This window comes from Leifsonia sp. T36S-04 (assembly GCF_042465655.1).
GTDB lineage: Bacteria > Actinomycetota > Actinomycetes > Actinomycetales > Microbacteriaceae > Leifsonia.
The window spans coordinates 1,062,327-1,086,998 of the sequence record NZ_CP146286.1 but is presented as its reverse complement, the minus strand read 5'-3'; the positions used below and the strand labels follow the sequence as shown (position 1 = coordinate 1,086,998).

Annotated in this window: 24 protein-coding genes; 6 read left to right on the top strand and 18 right to left on the bottom strand. The window is 70.9% G+C overall.

Annotated elements, in window-relative coordinates:
- Window positions 1-31 precede the first annotated feature (31 nt).
- Window positions 32-1,582, top strand: a complete 1,551-nt coding sequence (locus tag P3F85_RS05330; RefSeq protein WP_374010210.1) for a phosphatase PAP2 family protein — start codon at window positions 32-34, stop codon at window positions 1,580-1,582.
- A gap of 35 nt (window positions 1,583-1,617) precedes the next feature.
- Here the strand turns inward: P3F85_RS05330 and P3F85_RS05325 are convergent, their stop codons facing one another.
- A complete protein-coding gene (locus tag P3F85_RS05325; protein ID WP_374010209.1) occupies window positions 1,618-2,790 on the bottom strand; it encodes a citrate synthase in 1,173 nt (390 codons plus the stop codon).
- Window positions 2,791-2,841: 51 nt separating this feature from the next.
- Here P3F85_RS05325 and P3F85_RS05320 point away from each other — a divergent pair, with 51 nt between their 5' ends.
- Window positions 2,842-4,080, top strand: coding sequence for a citrate synthase (locus P3F85_RS05320; RefSeq protein WP_374010208.1), 1,239 nt, complete (start codon window positions 2,842-2,844; stop codon window positions 4,078-4,080).
- Window positions 4,081-4,159: 79 nt separating this feature from the next.
- Here P3F85_RS05320 and P3F85_RS05315 read toward each other — a convergent pair whose 3' ends face one another.
- From P3F85_RS05315 to P3F85_RS05305, 3 genes are read right to left on the bottom strand one after another with little or no spacing between them, the layout of a single operon-like run.
- Window positions 4,160-4,819 carry a methionine ABC transporter permease gene (locus tag P3F85_RS05315; protein ID WP_374010207.1) on the bottom strand — a complete coding sequence of 220 codons (660 nt, stop codon included), beginning with the start codon at window positions 4,817-4,819 and terminating at the stop codon, window positions 4,160-4,162.
- Complete coding sequence (locus tag P3F85_RS05310) at window positions 4,816-5,859, bottom strand: methionine ABC transporter ATP-binding protein (RefSeq protein ID WP_374010206.1); 1,044 nt, start codon at window positions 5,857-5,859, stop codon at window positions 4,816-4,818. The genes P3F85_RS05315 and P3F85_RS05310 overlap by 4 nt, the downstream gene beginning before the upstream one ends.
- On the bottom strand, window positions 5,859-6,806 hold the full coding sequence (locus P3F85_RS05305; protein WP_374010205.1) for a MetQ/NlpA family ABC transporter substrate-binding protein: 948 nt from the start codon (window positions 6,804-6,806) through the stop codon (window positions 5,859-5,861). The genes P3F85_RS05310 and P3F85_RS05305 overlap by 1 nt, the downstream gene beginning before the upstream one ends.
- A gap of 212 nt (window positions 6,807-7,018) precedes the next feature.
- On the opposite strand from P3F85_RS05305, the gene P3F85_RS05300 reads away from it, so the two are divergent.
- From P3F85_RS05300 to P3F85_RS05290, 3 genes are read left to right on the top strand one after another with little or no spacing between them, the layout of a single operon-like run.
- On the top strand, window positions 7,019-7,279 hold the full coding sequence (locus P3F85_RS05300) for a BatC protein (protein ID WP_374010204.1): 261 nt from the start codon (window positions 7,019-7,021) through the stop codon (window positions 7,277-7,279).
- Window positions 7,279-8,655 (top strand): cupin domain-containing protein, encoded by a 1,377-nt coding sequence (locus tag P3F85_RS05295; protein ID WP_374010203.1) that lies wholly within the window; start codon window positions 7,279-7,281, stop codon window positions 8,653-8,655. Before P3F85_RS05300 ends, P3F85_RS05295 begins: the two co-directional genes overlap by 1 nt.
- Complete coding sequence (locus tag P3F85_RS05290) at window positions 8,652-9,554, top strand: sucrase ferredoxin (RefSeq protein ID WP_374010202.1); 903 nt, start codon at window positions 8,652-8,654, stop codon at window positions 9,552-9,554. Before P3F85_RS05295 ends, P3F85_RS05290 begins: the two co-directional genes overlap by 4 nt.
- 89 nt (window positions 9,555-9,643) lie before the next feature.
- Here P3F85_RS05290 and P3F85_RS05285 read toward each other — a convergent pair whose 3' ends face one another.
- From P3F85_RS05285 to P3F85_RS05235, 11 genes are all read right to left on the bottom strand, one after another.
- Window positions 9,644-10,066: a VOC family protein gene (locus P3F85_RS05285; protein WP_374010201.1), complete on the bottom strand. Its 423-nt coding sequence runs from the start codon at window positions 10,064-10,066 to the stop codon at window positions 9,644-9,646.
- A gap of 98 nt (window positions 10,067-10,164) precedes the next feature.
- Window positions 10,165-10,569 (bottom strand): helix-turn-helix transcriptional regulator, encoded by a 405-nt coding sequence (locus P3F85_RS05280; protein ID WP_374010200.1) that lies wholly within the window; start codon window positions 10,567-10,569, stop codon window positions 10,165-10,167.
- Window positions 10,570-10,600: 31 nt separating this feature from the next.
- Window positions 10,601-14,137, bottom strand: coding sequence for a TM0106 family RecB-like putative nuclease (locus P3F85_RS05275; RefSeq protein ID WP_374010199.1), 3,537 nt, complete (start codon window positions 14,135-14,137; stop codon window positions 10,601-10,603).
- A gap of 120 nt (window positions 14,138-14,257) precedes the next feature.
- On the bottom strand, window positions 14,258-14,824 hold the full coding sequence (locus P3F85_RS05270) for an HhH-GPD-type base excision DNA repair protein (RefSeq protein WP_374010198.1): 567 nt from the start codon (window positions 14,822-14,824) through the stop codon (window positions 14,258-14,260).
- 4 nt (window positions 14,825-14,828) lie between these two features.
- Window positions 14,829-15,047, bottom strand: coding sequence for an SCO4848 family membrane protein (locus tag P3F85_RS05265; protein WP_374010197.1), 219 nt, complete (start codon window positions 15,045-15,047; stop codon window positions 14,829-14,831).
- 25 nt (window positions 15,048-15,072) lie between these two features.
- Entirely contained in the window at window positions 15,073-15,924 is an 852-nt protein-coding gene (locus tag P3F85_RS05260) for an SseB family protein (RefSeq protein WP_374010196.1), read from the bottom strand.
- Window positions 15,908-16,654: a bifunctional 1-(5-phosphoribosyl)-5-((5-phosphoribosylamino)methylideneamino)imidazole-4-carboxamide isomerase/phosphoribosylanthranilate isomerase PriA gene (priA, locus tag P3F85_RS05255; protein WP_374010195.1), complete on the bottom strand. Its 747-nt coding sequence runs from the start codon at window positions 16,652-16,654 to the stop codon at window positions 15,908-15,910. Before priA ends, P3F85_RS05260 begins: the two co-directional genes overlap by 17 nt.
- Before the next feature lie 115 nt (window positions 16,655-16,769).
- Window positions 16,770-17,411: an imidazole glycerol phosphate synthase subunit HisH gene (hisH, locus tag P3F85_RS05250; RefSeq protein WP_374010194.1), complete on the bottom strand. Its 642-nt coding sequence runs from the start codon at window positions 17,409-17,411 to the stop codon at window positions 16,770-16,772.
- Entirely contained in the window at window positions 17,408-18,010 is a 603-nt protein-coding gene (gene hisB / locus P3F85_RS05245; protein WP_374010193.1) for an imidazoleglycerol-phosphate dehydratase HisB, read from the bottom strand. Before hisB ends, hisH begins: the two co-directional genes overlap by 4 nt.
- A complete protein-coding gene (locus P3F85_RS05240) occupies window positions 18,007-19,164 on the bottom strand; it encodes a histidinol-phosphate transaminase (protein ID WP_374010192.1) in 1,158 nt (385 codons plus the stop codon). The genes hisB and P3F85_RS05240 overlap by 4 nt, the downstream gene beginning before the upstream one ends.
- Before the next feature lie 52 nt (window positions 19,165-19,216).
- Window positions 19,217-19,597 (bottom strand): LysM peptidoglycan-binding domain-containing protein, encoded by a 381-nt coding sequence (locus P3F85_RS05235; RefSeq protein ID WP_374010191.1) that lies wholly within the window; start codon window positions 19,595-19,597, stop codon window positions 19,217-19,219.
- Window positions 19,598-19,866: 269 nt separating this feature from the next.
- Here P3F85_RS05235 and lexA point away from each other — a divergent pair, with 269 nt between their 5' ends.
- On the top strand, window positions 19,867-20,544 hold the full coding sequence (lexA, locus tag P3F85_RS05230) for a transcriptional repressor LexA (RefSeq protein WP_374010190.1): 678 nt from the start codon (window positions 19,867-19,869) through the stop codon (window positions 20,542-20,544).
- Between the two features lie 123 nt (window positions 20,545-20,667).
- Here lexA and P3F85_RS05225 read toward each other — a convergent pair whose 3' ends face one another.
- The 3 genes from P3F85_RS05225 to P3F85_RS05215 form a co-directional block, all read right to left on the bottom strand.
- Window positions 20,668-21,018 (bottom strand): metallopeptidase family protein, encoded by a 351-nt coding sequence (locus P3F85_RS05225; RefSeq protein ID WP_374010189.1) that lies wholly within the window; start codon window positions 21,016-21,018, stop codon window positions 20,668-20,670.
- Between the two features lie 144 nt (window positions 21,019-21,162).
- On the bottom strand, window positions 21,163-23,514 hold the full coding sequence (gene metE, locus P3F85_RS05220; protein WP_374010188.1) for a 5-methyltetrahydropteroyltriglutamate--homocysteine S-methyltransferase: 2,352 nt from the start codon (window positions 23,512-23,514) through the stop codon (window positions 21,163-21,165).
- Window positions 23,511-24,473 carry a methylenetetrahydrofolate reductase gene (locus P3F85_RS05215; protein ID WP_374010187.1) on the bottom strand — a complete coding sequence of 321 codons (963 nt, stop codon included), beginning with the start codon at window positions 24,471-24,473 and terminating at the stop codon, window positions 23,511-23,513. The genes metE and P3F85_RS05215 overlap by 4 nt, the downstream gene beginning before the upstream one ends.
- Window positions 24,474-24,672 lie beyond the last annotated feature (199 nt).

Genomic DNA, 24,672 nt, shown 5'->3' with positions numbered 1-24,672 from the left:
CGACCGGACGCAGTCGGCGTAAATTGACGGCATGGCCTCATCCCGACACCACGACCGCTCCCGCATCCCCCTCCCGGCCCGGATCAAACGCGCCGACTCCCGGGTCGCCGCCCGCATCAACGCGCGCACCACCGGCGCGGTGTCCGACGGCTTCTGGCGCGGCCTGACCCGCCTCGCCAATCACGGCAAGCTGTGGTTCGCGGCGGCCGCGGTGCTCGTGGCACTCGGGCGACCGCGCGCGGCGATCCGCGGACTCGCGTCACTGGGGCTGGCCAGCCTGATAGCCAACCTGATCGGCAAGCGGCTGGTGGGCGGTGAGCGGCCCGCACTGACCTCCATCCCGCTCGCCCGGCGACTGCAGCGCTCCCCCACCTCGCCGTCGTTCCCATCCGGTCACACGGCGAGTGCGGCCGCCTTCGCGACCGGCGTCGCGCTCGAGTGGCCGGCGGCGGGCGCCGCGCTCGCACCGGTCGCCGCGGGCGTCGGCTACTCCCGTCTGCACACGGGGGCGCACTGGCTGTCGGATGTGGTCGGTGGGGCAGCGATCGGGGCGGGCGCCGCGGTCGCGCTGAAGGCAATCGCACCGGCTGTGAAGCCGGTGGTGCGATCGGATCCGCCGACCGCGCAGACGATCGACCTGCCCGCCACCGATACGGGAGCGGGAGTGTTCGTCATCGTCAACCCGGGCTCGGGACGGGGGCTCGGTCGGCCCGAAGCGGGCCCGCTGCTCCGGGAACGCCTGCCGCACGCGCGCATCCACGAACTCCAGGAGGGCGACGACATCGCGGAGCTCGTGGGGCGCGAGCTCGCCTCGGACTCGGCACCGGTGGTCCTGGGCGCCTACGGCGGGGACGGCACGGTCGCGGCCGTCGCACAGCAGGCACGGAAGGCCGGCCTGCCGCTGCTGGCGTTCCCGGGAGGCACGTTCAACCACTTCGCAAAAGCCGCCCTTCTCGACTCCGTCGACGTGACGCTCGCGGCTCTGGCCTCCGGCAGCGGCCGCGAGATCGACGTGGCCGACCTCGCGTTCGCCGACGGCACCGAGCTCACAGTGCTCAACACGGCCTCGGTGGGGCTGTACCCGTCCTTCGTCGAAGAGCGCGAGAAGCACGAGAAGCGACTGGGCAAGCCGGTGGCCGCGCTCATCGCGGCCATCCGCGTGGTGCGACGCGGGAGCCCGCTGCAGGTCGAGATCGATGGCGAGCGGCGGCACGTATGGTCGGTGTTCATCGGCGTCGACCGCTACTACCCGGTCGCGGTGGCGCCGATCGAACGCCGCAGGCTCGACGACGGGCTGCTGGATGTGCGCATCCTCTTCGCCGACGGTCAGCCGAAGACCCGCGGCGCGGTCGCGCTGGCCTTCGGCGGACGGACGGACGCGCTGGTCGCGCGGCTCCCGTTCCTCCAGGGGCCGCCTGCACTGGAGGCGCGGACGGTGGAACAGATCACGGTGTCGGCCGTCAGCGACGATCCCGGCTACGCGCACGACGGAGAGGCCTCGACGGAGACACCGGGAGAGCCGCGCGAGCTGACGATCCGCGTGAGACCGGCGGCGCTGCGGGTGTACTCGCCCCGGGCCTGAGGCGGCGCTCCCCCCGGGCCTGAGGCGGCGCTCGCTCACGCGACCGCGGGCACCCGCTCCGGAAGAGGGACTGGCGCTGCGGGGCCGACGTACCGCGACGACGGCCGGAGGATCTTGCCGTCGGCCGCCTGTTCCAGGATGTGCGCCGTCCATCCCACCACCCGCGCTGCAGCGAATGTGGGGGTGAACATCGCGCGCGGAATCCCGCACAGCTCCATGACGATCCCGGCGTAGTACTCGACATTGGTGTGCAGTTCGCGCCCGGGCTTCAGTTCGGCGAGCAGCTCCTGCACCCGCCGTTCCACCTGCACGGCGAAGTCGACTCGGGGTCCGCCGAAGCCCCGCGCGAAGTCGCGGAGCATCCGTGACCTCGGATCCTCCGTCCGGTACACGGCGTGCCCGAACCCCATCACGCGGCCTCCCTCGGCGAGCGTGCGCCGCACCCACTCGTCGGTGCGGTCCGGTGTGCCGATCTCGTCGAGGGTGTCGAGTGCTCGGCTGGGTGCTCCGCCGTGGAGCGGCCCCGAGAGCGCGCCGAGCGCGCCGCCGACCGCGGAGGACAGATCCGCCCCGGTCGACGCGATCACCCGGGCAGCGAACGTCGAGGCGTTGAAGCCGTGGTCGATCGCCGCGGTCATGTAGGCGCTGAGCGCGCGTTCCTCCTGTGCGCTCGGGATCCGACCCGTCACCTGGTACAGGTAACCGGCGACGTGACCCAGGTCGTCGCGGGGCGGGAGCGGCTCGCGGCCCTCCGAGAGCGCGTGGAGGTGCGCGAGCAGCACCGGCGTGATGGAGGCCGTGCGGATGGCGTCGCTCATCCGCTCGTCGGCGGTCTCGTCGTACAGCGGGCGGATGCCGTCGGCGGCCGCCACGGCGGCGAGCGCCATCCGCAGCCCGGCGAGCGCGTCGCCACGTGCCGTCAGCCCGGCGATTCCGGGCAGCAGCGAGCGGACCTCCTCCGGAATGCTGCGCGCGGAGGCGATGCGTGCGCGGAACGCGTCGAGCTCGACCACAGTCGGCAGCGTGCCGAAGAGCAGCAGGTGCCACGCCTCCTCGAACGTCCGCTCCCGCGCCAGGTCGACCGCCGAGTACTCGCGGTAGTGGTAGAAGCCCTCGTGCCCGCGCACGTCGCTCAACTCGGTCCGGGCGGCCACGACGTTCGTCAGGCCGCGCGGGACGTCGATGAGGGTGTCGTCCATCCTGTCCATACCGGTAGTGTGAACTGGATACAAACCGTCGTCAACGTTGATCGGATCAACATGGATGCCCTCCCCCGCCTCACCGCCGAGCAGACGGCCGAGCGCCTCGGAGTCAAGCTCGAGACGCTCTACGCGTACGTCGCGCGCGGGCGTCTCGACCGTGAGCGGACGGCGGACGGCTCGACCTTCGACCCGCTCGACGTGGAGCGGTTCGCGGCGACCCGGCGACGCCGGCCGTCGGGAGGTCCCGGCCCTTCTGAGGGACGCCCGCTCATGGTGATCGAGACCCGGTTCGCCCTGATCGACGACGGCGAGCTGTCGTATCGCGGCCGCCCGGTCGAGGAACTGGTCGCGGAACCGTTCGAGACGGTCGCGCGCTGGGCGCTCACCGGCGAGTGGGATCCGGCCGCTCGCTTCACTCCCGGCGCCGGGCTCGCCGAGGCGCGCGCCGCGACCGCAGCGCTGCCCGCCGCTGCCGGCGACCGCGACCGTCAGCTGGTCGCCGTGACGGCCCTGGCCGCGGCCGACCCGCTGCGCGCGTCACTCGACCCGGCGGTGGTCGCGTCCGCAGCCGAACGGCTGGTCGCCGGGATGGTGGAGGTCTTGCCCGGGCACACGGCGAACGCCGTCGCGTCCCGGGCTGAGGGCACCGCCGAATCGCTTTCCCGCCGCCTCCTCGGGAGGCTGCGGGACTCGGGCACCGACGGCACGCTCGCCGACGACGCGACCCTCCTCAACGCCGCCCTCGTCCTGCTGCTCGACCACGACATGGCCGTATCCACCCTTGCGGCCCGCGCGGCCGCCTCCGCCCGGGCCACGCCCTACGGCGTCGTGATCGCCGGCCTGGGGGCGCTGGATTCGTCCCTCCACGGCAACGCCAGCCGTGCGGCCCACCGCCTGCTGGAGCGGGTCGCCGGCGGCACCGACCCCGCGCGGGCCATCGCCGACGCGGTGGTCACGACGCACGGCCCCGTGCCGGGCTTCGGCCAGCCTCTCTACCCCGACGGCGACCCGCGGGCGCGCATCCTGCTCGGGATGCTGTCCGCCGCCGACCCTCGCCACGCTCGCACGACCGCCGCGGTGGATGCGGTCGCGCGCGTGATGCGCGAGCGAACGGGCGCGCATCCCAACGTCGACCTCGCGCTGGGCGCCGTCACGCTGGCACTGGGGATGCGCGACGACGCCGGCGAGGTGGTCTTCGCGACCGCTCGCGCGATCGGCTGGATGGTGCACGCCCTCGACGAGTACACGCAGCCGCCGCTCCGGCTGCGCCCGGTCGGCCGCTACGTCGGCCCGTGACGCCCGCCGGAGCGAACGAGGGGACGCAACACGCCGTTATGCGGGAGCCGTAACGGCGTGTTGCGTCCCCTCGTCGCCGCTAGCGCCGCAGCGCCTTGCGCGCCAGCCAGTTGCCGAGGAACTGCGCGGCCTGCACCAGCACCACGATGGTGATCACCGCGACCCACGTGACGGCCCAGTTGTATCGCTGGTAGCCGTACGAGATGGCGAAGTCGCCGAGACCGCCGCCGCCGATGCTGCCCGCGATCGCCGAGAGGTCCACGATCGCCACGAAGATGAACGTGTAGCCCAGGATCAGCGGCCCGAGCGCCTCCGGGATGAGGAGCGTCGTGATGATCCGCCACGGGCTCGAACCCATCGCGCGCGCCGCCTCGATGACCCCCGGTTCGATGGTGACGAGGTTCTGCTCCACGATCCGCGAGATGCCGAACGTCGCTGCGATCGTCATCGGGAAGATGGCCGCCGGCGTGCCGAGGAAGGTGCCGAGCACGAGCTGGGTCAGCGGTGCGATCGCCGTCATGAAGATGATGAACGGGATGGGCCGGATGAAGTTCACCACCACGTTCAGGACGGTGAAAAGGACGCGGTTCTCCAGCAGGCCGCCCCGACGCGTCGTGTACAGCAGCACGCCGAGCGCGAGGCCCAGGACACCACCGAGCACGAGGGTCGCCACGACCATCCACAGCGTCTGGCCGATGGACTCGAGGTACACCGGCCACAGGGTCGTCCAGTCGGTCATTCGGCCACCTCCTCGACCTCGGTGACGGCGCGGAGTTCGGCGATGAGCGCATCCACATCCGCCGGTTCGCCGAGCAGCTCGAGCGTGAGGCTGCCGAACGACCGCCCCTGCAGAGCGGAGATGCCGCCGTAGACGATCTCGAACCGGACGTTGTGGCGACCGACCGCATCCGAGAGCACCGAGCCGAGCCGGCCGTCGTCGTGGATGCGCGCGGACAGGATCCGGCCCGAGTGCTTGCCGCGGAGCCGCTCGATGTCGGCCTCACCCGGCTGGTTGCGCAGGACCGTCCCCACGAAACGCTGTGCGGTCGAGGTCTGTGGATCGGAGAACACCTCGAAGACGCTGCCCGACTCGATCACGCGACCGGCATCCAGCACCGCGACGCGGTCCGCGATCGAACGGACCACCTCCATCTCGTGCGTGATGACGACGATCGTGACGCCGAGCTCCCGATTCACCCGCTTCAGCAGTGCCAGGACGTCGGAGGTGGTCTCCGGGTCGAGCGCGCTGGTCGCCTCGTCGGCAAGCAGGATGTCCGGGTTGGTGGCCAGGGCCCGGGCGATGCCCACGCGCTGTTTCTGACCGCCCGAGAGCTGGTCGGGGTAGCTCCACGCCTTCTCCGTGAGCCCGACGAATGCCAGGAGTTCCGCGACGCGCGCCTTGCGCTTGTCAGCCGGCCACCCGGCAACCTTGAGCGGGTAGGCGACGTTTCCGAACACCGTCCGCGAACGGAACAGGTTGAACTGCTGGAAGATCATGCCGATCCCCGCCCGAACGCGCCGGAGCTCGCGCTCCTTCATCGAGGTGAGGTCGCGTCCATGTACGATCACCGAGCCGGCGCTGGGATGCTCGAGCGCGTTGATCAGCCGCACCAGCGTGCTCTTGCCCGCTCCCGAGTACCCGATGATCCCGAAGATCTCGCCGCGTCCGATGGAGAGGTCCAGCCGGTCGACGGCGGGAACCGCGGCGTCACCCGAGCCGAAGCTCTTGGTGACGCCGCGGAACTCGATGATCGGTGCCGCGCTGCCGCTTTCGGGCACTACTGGGCCGCCTGGATGGTCTTCTTCAGGCCGTCGAGGATGCCCGTCAGATCCGATCCCGAACGGTCGACGATCACAGCCGTGTTCTTGGACTCGGCGAGAACCGCGTCGGTGACCGCCTTGGTGTGGTACAGCTTCGCGACCTTCAGGTAGGTCTTGTTGTCCTTGTCTTTCTCTCGGGCAACGAAGGCGTTGATGTACGGCTCGGCGGTCGCGGACTTCGGGTCGTCCTGGAACAGCGCGGACTTCGGGTCGATACCCGCGGTGAGCGCGTAGTTGTTGTTCACGATGGCTCCGTCCGCCGAGCTGAGCGCCGGGGCGGTCTGGGCCGCATCCACCGGGATGACGGTGACCTTGGATGCCGAGGCGTCGATGTCGGCCGGCGTCGCGAGGGTGCTGCCGCCATTCTTCAGCTTGAGCAGTCCGGCCTTCTGCAGCACGAGCAGCGCGCGCGCCTGGTTGGTCGGGTCGTTCGGGATGGCGATGGTGCCGCCCTGCGGGATGTCGGCGATGTCCTTGTACTTGGTCGAGTACAGCGGGAGCGGCACGACGAGGGTTGCACCGATCGGGACCAGGTTCTGCTTCGCCTGCACGTCGTAGTTGGCGAGGAACTGCAGGTGCTGGAACAGGTTCAGGTCGAGCTGTCCGTCGGCGAGCGCCGGGTTCGCCTGCGTGTAGTCGCGGAAGTTGACGGTCTGGATGGTGATCCCCTCCTTGGCCGCCTCCTTCTTCAGCACGGTCCAGTACGGGGAGGACGCCTCGGTGGTTCCGATCTTCACCGTGACGCTCTTCGCGGTCGCCGCGCTCGACCCGGTGAGGTTGACCACGACGAGCACAACGGCGACGATCACGGCGACGACGGCGATACCGATGCCGACGAACCAGCCGGTCCGGGAGCGCTTCGGCTTTTCCGGCAGCGCGGGGGTGGATGGGGTGGCATCGGACATGGCTGTGCCTCTCTTGTGAAGGGGAGTGTGGGTGCCGGCGGACGGTTGGCGGCCCTTCGAGCCTCCCGTGACACCCCTGAACGGTCAAAACGTCTTGCGAAATGTGACGCTCGCGGCCCGCACCTGACGTTCATCCGGGAGCTCTTACCGTCGCCGGGCCCCGCGCGTAGTGTGAGGTCAGTCAGCGTGCCCACGAACGAACGGGAGACGGCATGAGCGACATCAACGACGACGACATCACGACGGACACGACCGGAGGCGGCGAAGGCCCCGCGGACGGCGGCGCGAACGCCGGCGGCCACGACGGCGGCGCGGACGGGTCGGCGGGCGGCGGATCGGGCGAGGGCCCGGCCGACGGCGGCGCGAACCCGGGCGGTCACGACGGCGGAGCCGACGGCGGCGCCGGCGAAGGCCCGGCCGACGGCGGCGCCTCGTCCGGCGGTCACGACGGCGGAGCCGACGGGTCCGCTTGATGACGACCGACGAGCGCGGGCCGGGCGACCGGCCCGCGCTTTCGCGTTGCGTGCCGATCGACCGCGAGCGATTCGCTGGCGAGTTCTGGGGCCGGCGGCCGCTGTTCACGCGGGCGGCGGACTCGGGTGCCGACTTCTCGGACCTGTTCAGCCTGGACGCAGTGGATGAGCTGGTCTCGTCGCGCGCTCTGCGGACGCCGTTCGTGCGCATGGCGAAGGAGGGAACGGTTCTCCCGGCGTCGCGCTTCACGGGACCCGGTGGCTTCGGCGCGGAGGTGAGCGACCAGCTGGATTCCGCGAAGGTGCTCGCCGAGTTCGCGAACGGCGCCACCCTGGTGCTCCAGGGCCTGCACCGCACCTGGCCGGCGGTCGCCGAATTCTCCCGGCGACTGGCCGCTGAGCTGGGGCACCCGGCGCAGGTCAACGCGTACATCACTCCCGCATCGTCCCGGGGTTTCGATCCGCACTACGACGTCCACGACGTCTTCGTGCTGCAGATCGCCGGCGAGAAGCACTGGCGCATCCACGAGCCCGTCCACGTCGACCCGCTGCGCGACCAGCCGTGGACCGATCACCGTGAGGCCGTAGCGGCGCGCGCCCAGGAGGAGCCCGCGATCGACGAGACCTTCCGGCCCGGCGACGCCCTATACCTGCCGCGCGGCTGGATCCACTCGGCGGAGGCGTTGGGCGGGGTGTCCGTGCACCTGACCATCGGGGTCGCCGCGTACACGCGGGAGGACGTCGTGCGCGAGGCCGTCGCGCGGGCGGCGGATGTCGCCGAACTCCGCGCATCCCTCCCGCTGGGATTCGACCCGGCGGACTCGGATGCGGTCGCGCCCGTAGTGGAGCAGACGATCGGTGCGCTGATCGACGCGCTGGCCGATCCCGCCGCCCGGTCGGCCGTCGCGGACGCGGTCGCGGACCAGCTGCTTCGGCGGCAGCGTTCGGACTCCCCGCCCGCTCCGGTGCGACCGTTGGCGACCATCGCCGCCGCGGATGCCGTGAACGCAGACACCGTCGTCGTGGCTCGGCCGCAGCTGCGGCCGGACGTCACCGTCGAGGTCGAGACGGTCACCGTGCGACTCCCCGCCAAGGCGGTCGCGCTTCCGGTCGCCGCCCGCGCGGCGGTCGACCGGCTCCTGGAGGGACGGCCGGTCGCCGTCGGCGAGCTGCCGCTCGACGAACGGTCGGCCGTCGTCGTGGTGCGTCGGTTGCTGCGCGAGGGAATCGTGATCGAGCCTGCGCCCCGAGTCGGCGGCTCGCCAGACGACGACGGGATCGACGACGACGGGATCGACGACGACGATCCGAGCGGCGTCTCGCCGGACGGCGAACGCAGTGCAACCGCCGACTTCGGCACCGCGACAGCAACGTGACGGCGACGGCCCCGACCGCGTGGCTGCCCTGCAGCGACAGGGCACTCGAGCGCGGCGACCCGTTGCCGGGGACGGCCGGCTTCGGCGAACGCTGGTTGCTCGTCGAGATCGAGAGCGGATGGGGACGACACGCGTTCTTCGATTCCGCCCTCGATCCGGCACTGGGCGCGCGGATCGTCGCGCGGGCGGAGGCGGCGGGCCTCCGTCCTCTGGCGATCCGGCGGACCCGGTTGCGTGCTCCGCTTCGGCGCGACCAGACGTCGTGGCGGTGGGCGCTCGTGGACTCCCGGCCCGGAACGGAGAGCATCCGCTGGGGCCGCGTCGACGACCCCGTAGAGCTGTTGACGCTGCCTCTCGATGGATCCGTCGGGGAACCGAGCGAGGCGCCCGTGTACGCGGTGTGCACGCATGCCCGGCACGACCAGTGCTGCGCCGTCCGCGGGCGGCCCGTCGTGGAAGCGCTGGCGGCGGCGCATCCCGAACTCACCTGGGAGTGCTCCCACCTCGGCGGCGACCGCTTCGCAGCGACGATGGTCGTCTTCCCGCACGGACTCCTGTACGGACGCGTTCGTGCGGACGAGGCCGCCACCATCGTCAAACGCCACGCGGAGGGCCGAGTGGTCCCGGAACTGCTGCGGGGTCGTACCGCTCTGACCACGGTTGCACAGGCGGCCGAGGCGTTCGCCCGTGCCGAGACGGGCGACGACCGGATCGACGCGTTCCGCGTCGTGACCGAGCACGCACACCCACACGGCTGGACCGTCGCGCTGGCGAACGGCGCCGACCGGCTGACGGTCGAGGTCGGCGAGCGGCTCTCCGACGCCATGCTGAGCACCTGTGCCGCCGTCGTCGCCCACCCGGTGCGGGAGTTCGTCCCCGTGTCGGTGGCGCTCGGCTGACCCCAGGGCGGTCGCCCGCCGCGCCCAAGCGCCCTGTGGCGCTAGCCCGCGGCGCCCAGGCGCTGTGGCGATCAGGCGCCTCGGGTCGGTCAGGCGCTCTGCGGCGCGGGCGCGTTCTGCAGGATGCGCACCATGTTCCCCGACGGATCGCGGAACGCGCAGTCCCGCGGACCCCACGGCTGGTCGATCGGCTCCTGGAGCACCTCGGCGCCGGACGCCCGGACGCGCTCGAACGCCGCATCGAGATCGTCAGTGCGGAAGACGATCGGGCTCATGGAGCCCTTCACGACGAGCTCTTGAAGCGCGTCACCGTCGGCGCGCGAGCGGCCGGCGTGCGGATCGCTCAGGACGACCGCGGCGTTCTGGTCGCCGGCCACGCCGAGGGTGACCCAGCGGTGGTCGCCCGACGTGACGTCTTGGAGGACGTCGAGCCCGAGGGCGTCGCGATAGAAGGCGAGCGACTCTTCCGGGTCGAGGACGGTGATCTGCGAGTACTGGAGTGAAACGGTCATAGGTCGACTCTAGGAACGCGGGCCGACCCGCGCTTCTCCGAAACTGCTTTCAGTGGAGAAGACGGCGAACCACGCCACTGTGCACACGCTCCCCGTGGTCAGCCGCGGGAGCGGACCGGTCGCGTGCGCTGCTTGGCGATGCAGTCGGGCATGGCGCGCACGGCAGCATGCTCGCGCGCCCGGTACTCGGACGGGGTCATGCCGACGACCTCGGTGAATTTGGTGCTGAAGGATCCGAGGGAGGTACAGCCCACGGTCATGCACGCGTCAGTGACGCTCATCCCGCCACGCAGGAGCGCCATGGCCCGTTCGATGCGCCGGGTCATGAGATAGCTGTACGGAGTCTCCCCGTACGCAGCGCGGAAGCGGCGCGAGAAGTGCGCAGGCGACATGTACGCTCGAGCGGCCATGGTCGGGACGTCGAGCGGCTTCGCGTAGTCGCGGTCGATCAGATCGCGGGCACGGCGCAACTGCGCCAGTGCCTGCAGCTCCTCCGGTGACACGGGTCGAGCGTAACACCGGAGGCTCCGGCGCTCACCCCACCGGCACCGCGGCCGTCTCTCCCACGCCTTCGACGAGCCGAATGAAAGCGCTCAGCTCCCCCACACCGGCGGGAGTCGTCGGAAGGAACTCCGTCAGCTCCGGCGAGTGCACGAGATAGGCCGCCCATTTGGCGCGGGAGATGGCAACGTTGAGCCGGTTCTTCATCAGCAGGAACGACATGCCGCGTGGGACGTCGACCGCCGACGAGGCCGCGAGGCTCACGATGGCGATGGCCGCCTCCTGGCCCTGGAACTTGTCGACGGTCCCGACCCGGACATCGCGGTAACCGGCCGCGTCGAGCAGCGCTCGGACCTCGGCGAGCTGAGCGTTGTACGGCGTGACGACGATGATGTCGTCCTCGCCGAGCGGCTCGTCGTCGCGGCCCGCGGCGGGATCGCTCCAGGACCGCCCGATGAGGTCGCGCACCAGATCGACGACGATCTCGGCTTCTTCGGGCGCCGCGGTGGAATTGCCGATGTGCAGCACGGGAATCGGATGCACGCCCGGAACGACGCCGCGCAGCTCGCGCTCCGACGCGTCCGGATGCGCCCGGAGCTTGCCCTCGTACGACAGCCGCGACACCGCCGACGCGAGGGCGGGATGCATCCGCCGCGTCTCGGCGAGGAAGTAACCGAGCTCGGGCGGCAGCACATCGTGTCCGTCGCTCACCCAGCCGAGAGCGGACCCGTCGACCGGCTCGGGATGCCGTCCCTGACTCACCTGCGGCAATTGCTGCGGGTCGCCCAGCAGCAGCAGGTTCTTCGCCGCGACGCCGACAGCGACCGTGGACGCCAGCGAGAACTGGCCGGCCTCGTCGACGACGAGGAGATCGAGGCTGCCGCGGGGCACGCGCGCCGGGTTGGCGAAGTCCCACGCCGTGCCGCCCACGACGAAGCCGTGCTCCTCGTTCACTCCGGCGAATTCGAGATGACCGTTGGCCGGGAGCGCGGTGAAGAGGTGCTGCTGTTCACTAGCGGAGACGGCGTCCGCGCTTCCGCCGGGCGCCTTGCCGACGCGGTCGGGATCGAGCCCGGCGCCGACGACCCGATCGAGCAGGTTCTCGACCACCGCATGGGACTGCGCGACCACCCCGACCTTCCAGCCGTGATCGCGCACCAGTCGTGCGATGACCTGGGCTCCGAGGTAGGACTTGCCCGTCCCGGGCGGGCCTTGCACCGCGAGATACGAGCGGTCCAGGTCGAGCAGGCTGGCTACGACGGCGTCGATACGGCCACCCCCTCCAGCACCGACCGCGCCATCCACGGCAGGTGAGCCGACCGTCGGGTCGGGGACCAGCGCTCCCGACCTCGTGCGCGGCGGCGTGCGCCGGAGCAGGTCGATGGTCGCGTCGACGGGCCAGGTGTCGTGGTGGCGGGCGATCAGCAGCGCCGTGCCCCACTCCCGGATCGCCTCCGCCAGTCGCCGCGAGTCCGGCGGCGCGGCCGGTGTCAGCGCACTCGGCAGGTCACGATATGGCGGAACCTCCGGCGGCAGCGTCTCGCGGACGACGACGGAGCCGTCCTCCAGCGCCTCGATCACGGCGACCGTCCGGGTGGCGCGCGCTCCGGGCTGCGCGCGCTGTTGGCGGAACGGCCCGGGGTATTCGTACAGCAGGAACGGTCCGCTGCGTTCACTGACCCGGACGGAGCTCCCCGCGCCCCACTGGCCGGTCAGCAGCAGTTCCCGTCGCTCGACGCGCTGGCCCTCGTCGAGGTACCAGTCCCGCAGCACCACCGCCTGCTCGACGGCCAGCACATCCCGCGTCTCGGCCCACTCCTCGATCGGCTGAATCAGCCGCGCGAAGTGCGACTGCCAAAAGCTCTTCTGCTCGCGCCGATGGAAGTCGATCGCCGCCGCGGCGAGCGCCATCGCGCGGCGGTCGGCGGACCGGTGCGGGTCGAGCGGATCGCCCGCGAACGCCAGCAGCCCCGCGCGGAGCGGCGACTCGTCGGGCGCCACCTCGGCCTCCTCGGCCGGAGCGGCACCGACCGGGATGCCGTTCTCAGCAGCACGGGCGAGGAGCCAGTCGCGAAGTCGCAGGGTCGAGACGCAGTCATACCGGTTGTACGCGCCGATGTCGTCGAGCAGGGCCTGGGCCTCGTCGAGCCGGCCGAGAACGAGCAGATCGCGCGCGTTGGCGTACTCCGTGATCGAGTCGGCGCCGTTGGTGACGTCGCTCTCGCGGAGCTCGTCGCCCATGTAGAGCGGCTCGAGCTTCTTGATGGAATACGACCGAGAGCCGACGCGCACCGCCTTCCGGACGAGCGGATACAGATCGACCATCACGTTCTCGCGCAGAAGCGCATCCACCTCCTCCTCGCCGACGCCATGGCGCGCGGCCAGCGCGAGCAGGTGGGTCTGCTCGTAGGCGGCGTAGTGGTAGATGTGCATGCGCGGGTACTGCCTCCGCCGCTCCCGGACGAAGGCGAGGAACGCCTCCAGCGCGACCCGCTCGGCCGCGAAGTCGTGCGCCCAGAACGCGGTGAACCGCTCCTCCTGATCGACGAGGCCGAACAGATAGTCCAGGTTCCAGCGCTCCCCCGCACCCTCGGTGTAGAGCGGGTCTCCTTCGAAGTCGAAGAAGATGTCGCCCGGGTCGGGCTCGGGGAGCACGGCGAGCACCGGCGCATTGAACACGCGCACCGGCGGAGGACTGCCCGGCGTCGCCTCCAGCTGGAGACGGGCCTGCTCTCGCAGTCCGTTCAGCGTCCCGTCCGGAATGCCGTCGACAGGCCCGGTGGATGCGGCCAGCGCGTCGATCGTGCTGAGCCCCGCGGCGAGCAGATGCTCGCGCTGGGTCACCCTCATGCCCGCGACGAGCAGAACGTCGCGCGTCGCCTGCACCTCTGCATCGCAGGTGTCGCACCGGCCGTCGACCGTGAAGCGCGGGTCGCCCCACGCCACCGGCCCGGGATCGGACACATGCTCGCCGACGATCGTCAGCAGCCGGGCGCGTCGCTTGCGGTACACCGGTTCGATGTCGGCGAGCGAATGCTCGCTGACCGAGCCGTCGCCCAGCAGGAGTTCGACCGTGTCGTCGACGTCGACGCCCATCCGCCTCAGTTGCTCGGCGTAGGCCGCGAGCTGCAGCAGTGCGGTCACCCGCGCGCTCCGGGCCAGTTTGGAGTCCTGCACCCGGTACCGGCCGCTCGGCAGCCGCACGACGAAGTCGGCGAACCCGACGAAGGCGCCATCGAAGAACGTCGCCTGAAACACCACCTGCGCGCCGCGTTCGAAGGCCTCCGACGTGCGGCGCACCGCATCCGCCAGGGACTCGGCCGTCAGCTTCTCCGGCCGTTCGATCTCGGCGACCCCCTCGCCGAACCGTTCGCGGTAGCGCTCCAGGATGCGGTGCTCGTGCTCGTCTCCCATGCGTGCGGAGCGCACGTACATCGGATCTTCGATCTCTTCCGTCTTCTCGAGCCGGCCGAGCTTGACGTCGAGGGCGCGCAGGAAGGCGAACTCGCACTTCGATGCCTCGGTGAGGTCGCTGGCGCTCGTGACGATGACCCCGTCCAACAGGAACACGGCGACCTCCTTTCATCCCGGTCATCGGAGACTATCGGCGACCACCGACACCGCGGCGCCATCCACAGAAGGCCACGTGCGGCGCACGCAGCGCGCAGGCTGTGGACGATTACGCGCGCGTCACTTCGCCTTCGCGGCGGCCTTCATCGCACGCTTGTGCTCGCGCACACGCGTCAGCGAATCGGCGTCGACGATGTCGGCGACCGACCGGTACCCGGCGGTGCCGTAGTCCCCGGCGGCCGACTCCCAGCCGGGCGCCTGGAGACCCTTCTGCTTGCCGAGCAGCGCGAGGAAGATCTTCGCCTTCTGCTCGCCGAATCCGGGCAGCGCCTTGAGCCGCCGCAGGATCTCGGCACCGTCCGGGTCGCCCTGCGTCCAGATGGCCGCGGTGTCACCGTTCCATTCGGACACGATCGCCGCCGCCAGCGCCTGGACCCGGCCCGCCATGGAACCGGGGAACCGGTGCACGGCCGGAGTCTGCTTCATGACCTCTACGAGCTTCTCGGGCTCGATGGACGCGACGGTCGCCGGGTCGAGCGAGCCCAGGCGGTCCCGCAGCTTGGCCGGGCCGGCGAACGCGGTCTCCATCGGGATCTGCTGGTCGAGCAGCATCCCGGTCAGCAGAGCGAACGGGGATTCGTCCAGCAGGGCGTCCGCCTCGGCGTCGCCGGTGATGTTGAGGGCCATGCGCTCAGCCTGCCACCAGCAGGAGCACGCCCGCCACCGCGGAGAGGGCGGCGAGCAGCAGCGCTATGCCCAGCAGCACGCCGTGGACGATCAGGAACGGCGTTGCGCGTCCCGCCGCATCCCGTGCGCGCTGGTCGTTGCGGACCCGCGCGAAGAACCGGGGCCACGCGATGACGTTGAAGACGGCGTTGAGGAACAGCACGATGGCGGCGAAAACGGTCATGGTGCTCCCAGCCTAGGCGTCGCGCTCAGTCGGCCGAGGCGACCAGCTGCACCCGCAGCGAGTCGACCCGGGTCGCGATCAGGTCGTCCGCGGCCCAGCGCTGGGCCAGTCGGCTCAGGATCGCGTCCAGCTCCTCGCGCGTCAGCCCGGCAGCCAGCGCCAGCCGCACCACGAGCTCCTCGCCGGCGAGCCGGTTCGCGGGGTCGCCCGCGACGAGCGAGACGTCGTGCACGCCCAGCTCGGGGGCGATGGATGCGCGGAACGCCTCTGCGACCGCGGGGTCGCGGTCGCTCGGCAGCCACGGCGTCCCCTGAGCCACCGCCCACACCGCCGGGCGCCGCAGGACGAATTCGGTCTCGGACGTCGGGTCGAGCACGATCAGCTCGGTCTGCTCCGAGGCCGCCGCCAGCGCGACGCGGCGACCTTCCACAGGGACTGGGCGCGCAGCCGGGTTCCACGCCTGCATCGCCGTCACCGACGAGAAGACCGGCTGAACCGTGCGTCCGTCGGGACCGGCGACGGTCACGATCGAGAGCTCCTGCGACTTGTCGACGCGCAGCCCGGCGTCGTTCTCGCCCTCCTCGCCGAGCTCGGCGACGAGGGGGATGAGGAGGCGCGAATCGCGCAGCGCATCCACCACCGCCTCGGCGCCGACCTCGCCCGCCCGGAACGCCGCCAGCGCGCCGAGCAGTGCGGGTGGCGCTGAACCGTCGTCGTCGCCGAACGCGTTGTCGTCGAACTCCCGGCCCGCCCACGACTGGCCGGCGGAATCGGCGAGAGACGCGGCGAAGCCGGCGAGGCGGGCCGCTCCCTCATCGCTCGGGCCACTGCTCGCTGCGCCCGCCGGGGAGGACTCCGGGTCAGCGTCCCGCGACATCCAGCGCCTCAGGCAGCGTGAACGCACCCGCGTAGAGCGCCTTACCCACGATCGCGCCCTCGAGACCGAGCGGGACGAGTTCGCGCAGGGCGGCGATGTCGTCGAGGCTCGAGATGCCACCGGAGGCGACCACCGGCCGCTCGGTGCGGTCGAGCACCTGGCGCAGCAGCTCGAGATTCGGGCCGCGCAGCGTGCCGTCCTTCGTGACGTCGGTCACCACGTACCGCGCGCAGCCCGCGTCCTCGAGACGCTCCAACACCTCCCACAGGTCGCCGCCCTCGCGGGTCCAGCCACGAGCCGCCAGCGTGGTGCCGCGGACGTCCAGTCCGACGGCGATCGCCTCGCCGTAACGGCTGATCGCGCTGGCCGCCCACTCCGGGTTCTCGAGCGCCGCGGTGCCGAGGTTGACGCGCGTCGCGCCCGCCTCCAGCGCGTGTTCCAGCGACGCGTCGTCGCGGATGCCGCCCGAGAGCTCGATGCTGACGCCGTGCACCTGACGGATCACCTTCGAGAGCAGCGAACGGTTCTCGCCCCGGCCGAAGGCGGCGTCGAGGTCCACCAGGTGGATCCACTCGGCACCGGCATCCGCCCACTCGGCCGCCGCATCCACGGGGTCGCCGTAACTCGTCTCGCTTCCGGCCTCACCCTGGGTGAGACGCACCGCCTTGCCGTCGGCCACATCCACCGCGGGAAGAAGGACGAGGGGGGCCGTGCTGATGAAGTCGGTCATGTGATTCCTCGGGTCGTTCCGCGCCGAGCGGATGGATGTGCTGATCGGGTGGATGTGCGGATCGGGTGGATGTGACAGCCGGATGAGGGTGACGGTCGGGCGCTGCACGCGACCGCTACAGCGAGCGGACCCAGTTGCGCAGCAGCCGGATGCCCGCGCTGCCGGACTTCTCCGGGTGGAACTGCGTGGCGCTGAGCGGACCGTTCTCGACCGCTGCGACGAACGGGACGCCGTGGTCCGCCCAGGTCACCTTCGGCTTGGGGAACGGCGGCTCCGGGTGAAGCGTCCAGTCCTGCGCCGCGTACGAGTGGACGAAGTAGAAGCGCTCGTCGCGCAGCCCGTCGAAGAGCACCGAGTCCTCCGGCGCGCGCACCGTGTTCCAGCCCATGTGCGGCACGACATCCGCGCGGATCAGGTCGACCGTGCCCGGCCACTCCCCCAATCCTTCGGTCTCCAGACCGTTCTCGACGCCGCGGTCGAACATGACCTGCATCCCGACGCAGATGCCGAGCACGGGGCGGCCTCCGGCAAGCCGCCGGTCGACCACCTCGTCACCGTGTGAGGCACGCAGTGCCTCGGCGACGGCCGTGAACGCGCCGACGCCCGGGACGAGGAGCCCGTCCGCCTCCTGCGCCCGCTTGCGGTTGCCGGTCAGCTCGACGTTCGCGCCGGCCGCTTCGAGCGCCTTGACCGCCGAGTGGACGTTGCCCGTCCCGTAGTCGAAGACGACGACCTCCGGCCTGCGCCCGTCGGTCACAGCGCACCCTTGGTCGAGGGGATGCCGCTGATCAGCGGGTCGAGGGCCTTCGCCTGGCGGAACGCGCGTGCGAACGCCTTGAACTCGGCCTCGGCGATGTGGTGCGGATCACGGCCGCCGACGACGGTGATGTGGGTCGTCATGCGCGCGTTGAACGTGATGGCCTCGAAGACGTGCCGGACCATGGACCCGGTGAAGTGGCCGCCGATGAGGTGCAGTTCGAACCCGGCCGGCTCGCCGCTGTGCACGAGGTAGGGGCGGCCGGAGATGTCGACGACCGCCTGCACCAGGGCCTCGTCGAGGGGCACCAGGGCGTCGCCGTAGCGCGAGATGCCCGACTTGTCGCCGAGCGCCTCGGCGATCGCCTGGCCCAGCACGATGCCCACGTCTTCGACGGTGTGGTGCACGTCGATGTCGGTGTCTCCGCTCGCACGGATACGCAGATCGGTCAGCGAGTGCTTGGCGAATGCGGTCAGGAGATGGTCGAAGAAGGGGACGCTCGTCTGGATGTCGGATGAGCCCGTGCCGTCGAGGTCGAGGCTCAGCTCGATGCTCGACTCGCTCGTTCCCCGCGAGACCGTGGCGGCGCGATTCGTCATGTGTCCGAGTCTACCGGGGCGCTCTGCGACCGTTCCGGGGCCGCGTCATCGTCCGACTTCCCCGCCACGGCCTGGGCGGGACGGCCCAGCGCGGCGAGGGCTTCGAGGAACGCCGTCGTCTCGGTCTCGGTGCCCGCGGTGACACGCAAGTGATGCGGGATGCCGACGTCCCGGATGAGGATGCCGCGCTCGGCGAGCGCCTCGAAGGTGGCGTGGGGATCGTCCACCCCGCCGAACAGGACGAAGTTGCTGCCGCTGCGGTGCGGCGTGTAGCCGAGCCGGGCGAGTTCCGCGACCAGGCGATCGCGTTGCTCACGGATCTCGCCGACGGTCGCCAGCATCTCATCCGAGTGGGCGAGTGCGCCCAGGGCGGCCGCCTGCGTCAACGCGGACAGGTGGTACGGGAGGCGGACCAGCCGAAGCGCATCGGTGACGGCGGGGTCGGCAGCCAGGTAGCCGACGCGGGCGCCTGCGAATGCGAACGCCTTGCTCATCGTGCGGGACACGAGCAGGCGCGGACGACCCGGAAGGAGGGTGAGGGCCGAGGGCGTGCCTTCGGGGAGGAACTCGGCGTACGCCTCGTCGACGACGACGATCCCCCGGGCGGCGGCGTACGCCGCCTCGATCGTGTCGAGGTCGAGCGGGGTCCCCGTCGGATTGTTCGGCGAGCACAGGATCACGATGTCCGGATCGAGCTCGAGGATCTGGGCGGCGGCCGTCGCGGGCGACAGCTCGTAGTCCGCGTCCCGGGTGCCCGCCAGATACGCGGTCCCGGTGCCCGACGCGAGCAGCGGGTACATGGAGTACGTGGGGGCGAAGCCGAGGAGGGAACGCCCGGGACCACCGAAGGCCTGCAGGATGTGCTGCAGCACCTCGTTGGACCCGTTGGCCGCCCAGATCTCATCGGGGGTGAGCCCGTGACCGAGATAGCGGGCGAACGCGTTCCGGAGCTCGGTGAACTCGCGGTCCGGGTAGCGGTTCACTCCCCCGACCGCCGCAGCCACTCGGGCGACGATGTCGGACGCCACGTCTTCCGGGACCGGATGCGTGTTCTCATTCACATTGAGCGCGACCGGCACCGGGTGCTGCGGCGCACCGTACGGCGACCGCCCGCGAAGGTCGTCCCGGATCGGCAGCTCGGAAAGGGAAGTCACCCTTCAATCGTAGTCAGCCGTGGGACAGGCCCGCGGCTGCCGGCCGAGGACCCTAGCGCGCGTACTTCGTCGGGACCGCGAGCTGCTGGCCCGGGGAGACGACGGCCGACTCGAGGCCGTTGAGCGAGACGATGTCGGCGATCACGTCGCGCGGATCGGCGTTGGGCGCCACGCGCTCGGCGACCGACCACAGCGAGTCGCCCGACTGGACGGAGACGTACTGGAAGGCCACGTGCGTCTGCTGGTTGGTGGCCACCGCGCCGCCGCCGTTCAGGGCGAAGACGAGAGCACCGATCACGAGCGGGAGCGCGACCAGCGCCGAGAGCACCGCCCGGCCGCGCCGCGTGAGACGCAGGCGGACACGTGCGCCCTCGGGCAGTGGCGGGACCGCACGAAGGGTGGGAACCGACTCGCTCATCAGTACTGCGCTCATGGCCGTGACCTCCTCAGACTCGCGGGTGCGAAGCTGTGTTCCGAATGTATCTTCGAATGTCTGGATCCGCAAGCCGTGCGTAACAGGGGAATTTGCCGATGAAGTTCGCGACACACTCGAACACATGTTTGTCTTCCCCTTCTGACGCGGATACAGTTTCGACTGTCTGAGGACATCAGATCAGGTACCACCGACATTCCTGCCGGACAGTGAACGCAGAGCACCGCGAACGCATCCCGGCGGACGGCCCAGGCCAGGAGAGGACGCCCGTGTCGAACGACAACCAGGCCCGTGGAGGCACTCGCCGCCGCAAGAACCTGAGCGACAAGCAGCTGGCGATCCTGGATGTCATCCAGCGCTCCGTCAGCCAGCGCGGCTATCCGCCGAGCATGCGCGAGATCGGCGACGCAGTGGGCCTCTCCTCCCTCTCCTCCGTGACGCACCAGCTGAACCAGCTCGAGCTGAGCGGCTACCTGCGCCGTGACCCGAACCGTCCGCGTGCGCTCGAGATCCTCATCGACCTGCCGTCGCAGTCCGCGACTCCCGACTACGAGAACCAGACGCCGGTGGGCGACGCGGCGATGGTGCCGTTGGTCGGCCGGATCGCGGCCGGAATCCCGATCACGGCCGAGCAGCAGGTCGACGAGGTCTTCCCGCTCCCCCGCCAGCTGGTCGGCAACGGCGAGCTGTTCATGCTCAAGGTCGTCGGCGAATCCATGATCGATGCGGCCATCTGCGACGGGGACTGGGTCGTCATCCGGGCGCAGAACACCGCGGAGAACGGCGACATCGTGGCCGCGATGCTGGACGAGGAAGCCACGGTGAAGGTCTTCCGCCAGCGCGACGGACACACGTGGCTGCTGCCCCGCAACACCAACTTCGAGCCGATCCTCGGCGATTTCGCCACGGTGCTCGGCAAGGTCGTCGCGGTCCTCCGCGCCGTCTGACCCGTCCCGTCCGACCCGCGCCGTCCGTCCTGTCGAACGATTTGCGCCAAATCGTGGCTATCGCCGCCGCATAACCACGATTTGCGCCAAATTGCAGGAGCAGGGACGCCCGACGACGGACGGTCAGGCCCAGCCGAGCTCCCGCAGCCGCTCGTCGCTGAGGCCGAAGTAGTGCCCGATCTCGTGCACGAGCGTGATGCGCACGCGCGCGCGCAGCTCCTCGTCGGTCGCCGCCGACGCCTCCAGATTGTTCCGGAACAGCGTGATGCGGTCGGGCAGCTCGCCGAAGCCATACACGCCCCGCCGGGTCAGCGGCCGTCCGCTGTACAGCCCGAAGAGCCGCGGCCGTGCGCCCGGCGGCTGATCCTCGATCAGGATCGCAACGTTCTCCAGCGGCCCGACCATGTCGTCGGGCAGCGCGTCGAAGATGTCTCCGACCATCCGCTCGAAGTCGTCGTCCGCCATCCTCACCACGAGACCATCCTCACCATGAACGCAGCCTCACCATGAACGCAGCCCCACCATGCGCTCATCCTCACACGGCGCCCGCAGCGGAACGGCCCCGGTTCGCAGTGCGCGAACCGGGGCCGACCAGACCAGAACCGAACGGTGATAGCCTCAGGCGGTGACGGAAGCCCGCTCCCGGACGCCCCGCGTCGCCTCGATGATGTTCTTCAGCGACGCGACGGTCTCGTCGTAGCCGCGCGTCTTCAGCCCGCAGTCCGGGTTGACCCACAGCTGACGGCCCGGGATGGCGTCCAGCGCCGTTTCCAGCAGCTCGGTGACCTCGGCGACCGACGGCACGCGCGGCGAGTGGATGTCGTACACGCCCGGCCCGATGCCGTGCTCGAAGCCGGAGCTCTGGATGTCGTGGACGACCTCCATCCGGCTGCGCGCCGCCTCGATGCTCGTGACGTCCGCGTCGAGGTTGCGGATCGCGTCGATCACCACGCCGAACTCCGAGTAGCAGAGGTGCGTGTGGATCTGCGTCGCGTCCCCGACGCCGGAGGTCGCCAGGCGGAACGAGCCGACCGACCACTCGAGGTAGTCGTCCTGAGCCGCCTTCTTCAGCGGCAGCAGCTCCCGCAGCGCCGGCTCGTCGACCTGGACCACGCGGATGCCCGCCTCTTCGAGGTCGGCGATCTCGTCGCGCAGCGCCAGCGCCACCTGCCGGGCGGTCTCGCCGAGCGGCTGGTCGTCACGGACGAACGACCAGGCCAGGATGGTGACCGGGCCCGTCAGCATCCCCTTCACCGGCTTCTCGGTGAGGCTCTGCGTGTACGACGACCAGTCGACCGTGATCGGCGCGGGACGCGACACGTCGCCCCAGAGGATGGACGGACGCGTGCAGCGCGAACCGTACGACTGCACCCACCCGTTCTGGGTGACCGCGAAGCCGTCGAGGTTCTCGGCGAAGTACTGCACCATGTCGTTGCGCTCGGGCTCGCCGTGGACGATGACGTCGATCCCGATCTCCTCCTGGAGGTCGACGACGCGCTTGATCTCGTCGCGCATCCGCCCCAGGTACTCCGCCTCGGTGATCAGGCCCTTGGCGAACTGTGCCCGCGAGCGGCGGATGTCGGCCGTCTGGGGGAACGAACCGATGGTGGTGGTGGGGAGGAACGGCAGGCCGAGCGACTCTTCCTGGGCGACGAGGCGGGCGTCGTAGTCCCCGCGGCGGAAGTCGGCGCGGGTCAGCGCCGCCTCGCGCTCGCGGACCGCGGGCACGCGCACCCCGGGCGCCGAGGCCCGGTCGGCGAGAGCGGCCGTCGCTGCGCTGAGGTCCTCCTGGATCGCCTCGTGGCCGTCCACGATGCCGCGGGCGAGCACGGCGACCTGCGCGACCTTCTGGTCGGCGAAGGCCAGCCAGGTCTTCAGACGTGCGTCGAGCTCCGGCTCGTCGTCCACGTCGTGCGGGACGTGCAGCAGCGAGGTCGAGGTCGAGACGGCGACGTCGGGGCTGAGCGAGAGGAGCTGGGTGAGCGTGCCGAAGGCCGCCTCCAGGTCACCGCGCCAGATGTTGTGGCCGTCGATCACGCCGCCGACCACGGTCTTCTGCGCCAGCGCGGACGCCGTGGCGGCATCCAGGCCCGTCGGGACGGAACCGCGCACCAGGTCGAGCGAGACCGCCTCCACCGGGGTGGCCACGAGTGGCGCGAGAGCGTCGTCGAGGCTGCCGTACGGCGCTGCGACGAAGATCGCCGGACGGTCGGACGCGGCCCCCAGGTCGTCGTAGGCGGTGCGGACCGCGGCGAGCACAGCATCCCGCGGCTCGTCGATGCTCTCGCTGACCAGCGCAGGTTCGTCGAGCTGCACCCACGGCGCGCCCGCGGCCGCCAGGCGGGCCAGGAGTTCGCGGTACACCGGGAGCAGGTCGGCCAGGCGCGAGATCGGGCGGAAGCCCTCGGGGGCGTCGTCGCTCGGCTTGCTCAGCAGCAGGAAGGTCACCGGGCCCACGAGAACCGGGCGGGTGACGAACCCGGCCGCGCGGGCCTCCTCGAACTCGCGCACGATGCGGTCGGAGGCGAGACGGAAGTCCGTCTCCGGCCCGATCTCCGGCACCAGGTAGTGGTAGTTGGAGTCGAACCACTTGGTCATCTCGAGCGGAGCGTTCTCGCCCTCGCCCCGGGCGATCGTGAAGTAGCCTGCCAGGTCGACGGAACCGTCCGCAGCGGCGAGTGCAGCGAACCGCGAGGGCACGGCGCCGACCGCGACCGCGGCATCCAGCACCTGGTCGTAGTAGCTGAAGCTCTCCGGGATGGAGGCGTCGGTGCGGCCGAGGCCGAGCGAGGCGAGTCGCTCGCGGGTGGCGGCGCGCAGGTCGGCGGCCGTCGCCTCCAACTCGTCCGCGCTGATGCTGCCGGCCCAGAACGCCTCGACGGCCTTCTTGAGTTCGCGGCGGCGCCCGATTCGCGGGTAGCCGATGATCGTGCCTGCGGGGAAGGCGGGGCGCGCAGTGGTGTCGGTCATGCTGGTTCCTTCTCGGTGGTGGGGCGGTCGCGGTGGCCGGCCGGCAGGGCGCCGATCCGGTCCAGCACGGAGAGAACGGCCTCGTGCTGGTTGAACGTGTAGAGGTGGATGCCGGGCGCGCCGCCGTCGAGCAGGCGCTGGGCGAGCCGGGCCGCCCAGTCGATCCCGATCTCGCGGCGGCCCTCGTCGGTCGGTTCGACCTCCAGCTCGATGGCGAGGTCGCTGGGCAGGTCTTCGCCGCTCAGCTCCAGCATCCGCTTCAGACGGGCCGGGCTGGTGACGGGCATGATGCCGGGCAGGATGGGGAACGCCACTCCCGCCTCGGCGGCGCGCTGGGCGAAGTGGAGGTAGTCCTCGGCGTGGAAGAACAGCTGCGTGATCCCGAGGTTCGCGCCCGCCGCCTGCTTGGCGAGCAGGGCGTCGATGTCCTGCGAGACGGAGCGCGACGACGGGTGGCCGTTGGGGAACGCCGCGACGGCGATCTGCACGTGCTCGCGGTGCTCGAGCACGGCCTGGGCGTGCAGCTCGGGCACCGTCAGCTCGCCGTAGGGCACGCGCTCGGCCTGGACGCGGTGGATGAGTTGCACGAGTTCTGCGGTCGTGCGGATGTCGCCGATCGGGTCCTCGCCCTCGGCCAGCCCCGCCGGCGGGTCGCCGCGGACGGCGAGGAAGCGGCGCACCCCGGCATCCAGGAACTCGCGGATGAGGCGGTTCGCCTCCTCGTGCGACGACCCGACGCAGGTCAGGTGCGCCATCGGGCTGATGTCCGTGTGCTCCAGGATGTAGCGGAGCACGTCAAGGGAGGCCGAGCGGGAGGAGCCGCCCGCGCCGAAGGTCACCGAGATGAAGTCCGGGCGCACGGCGGCGAGACGGTCGATCGTCGCGGGGAGCGCCGCCGCGGCGCGCTCGTTGCGCGGCGGGTACAGCTCGAAGGAGTACCGGGACTCGGTACAGCTCATGGGATCCTCGGATGGTCGGACAGCGGCACGGGACACCCCGCCTGCCGCACTCGGCACAGGTGGGTTCTCACGGGCGGGTGCCGGGCTCGGCTGTCGCACCACGTCAGCGGATCGCCCGCTTCGGTTGAAAGGCAATCTAGCAACGCAGAAGGCCGGACGGAATCGTCTGCGTCATGCTTCGACACAGTCGATCCGTCCG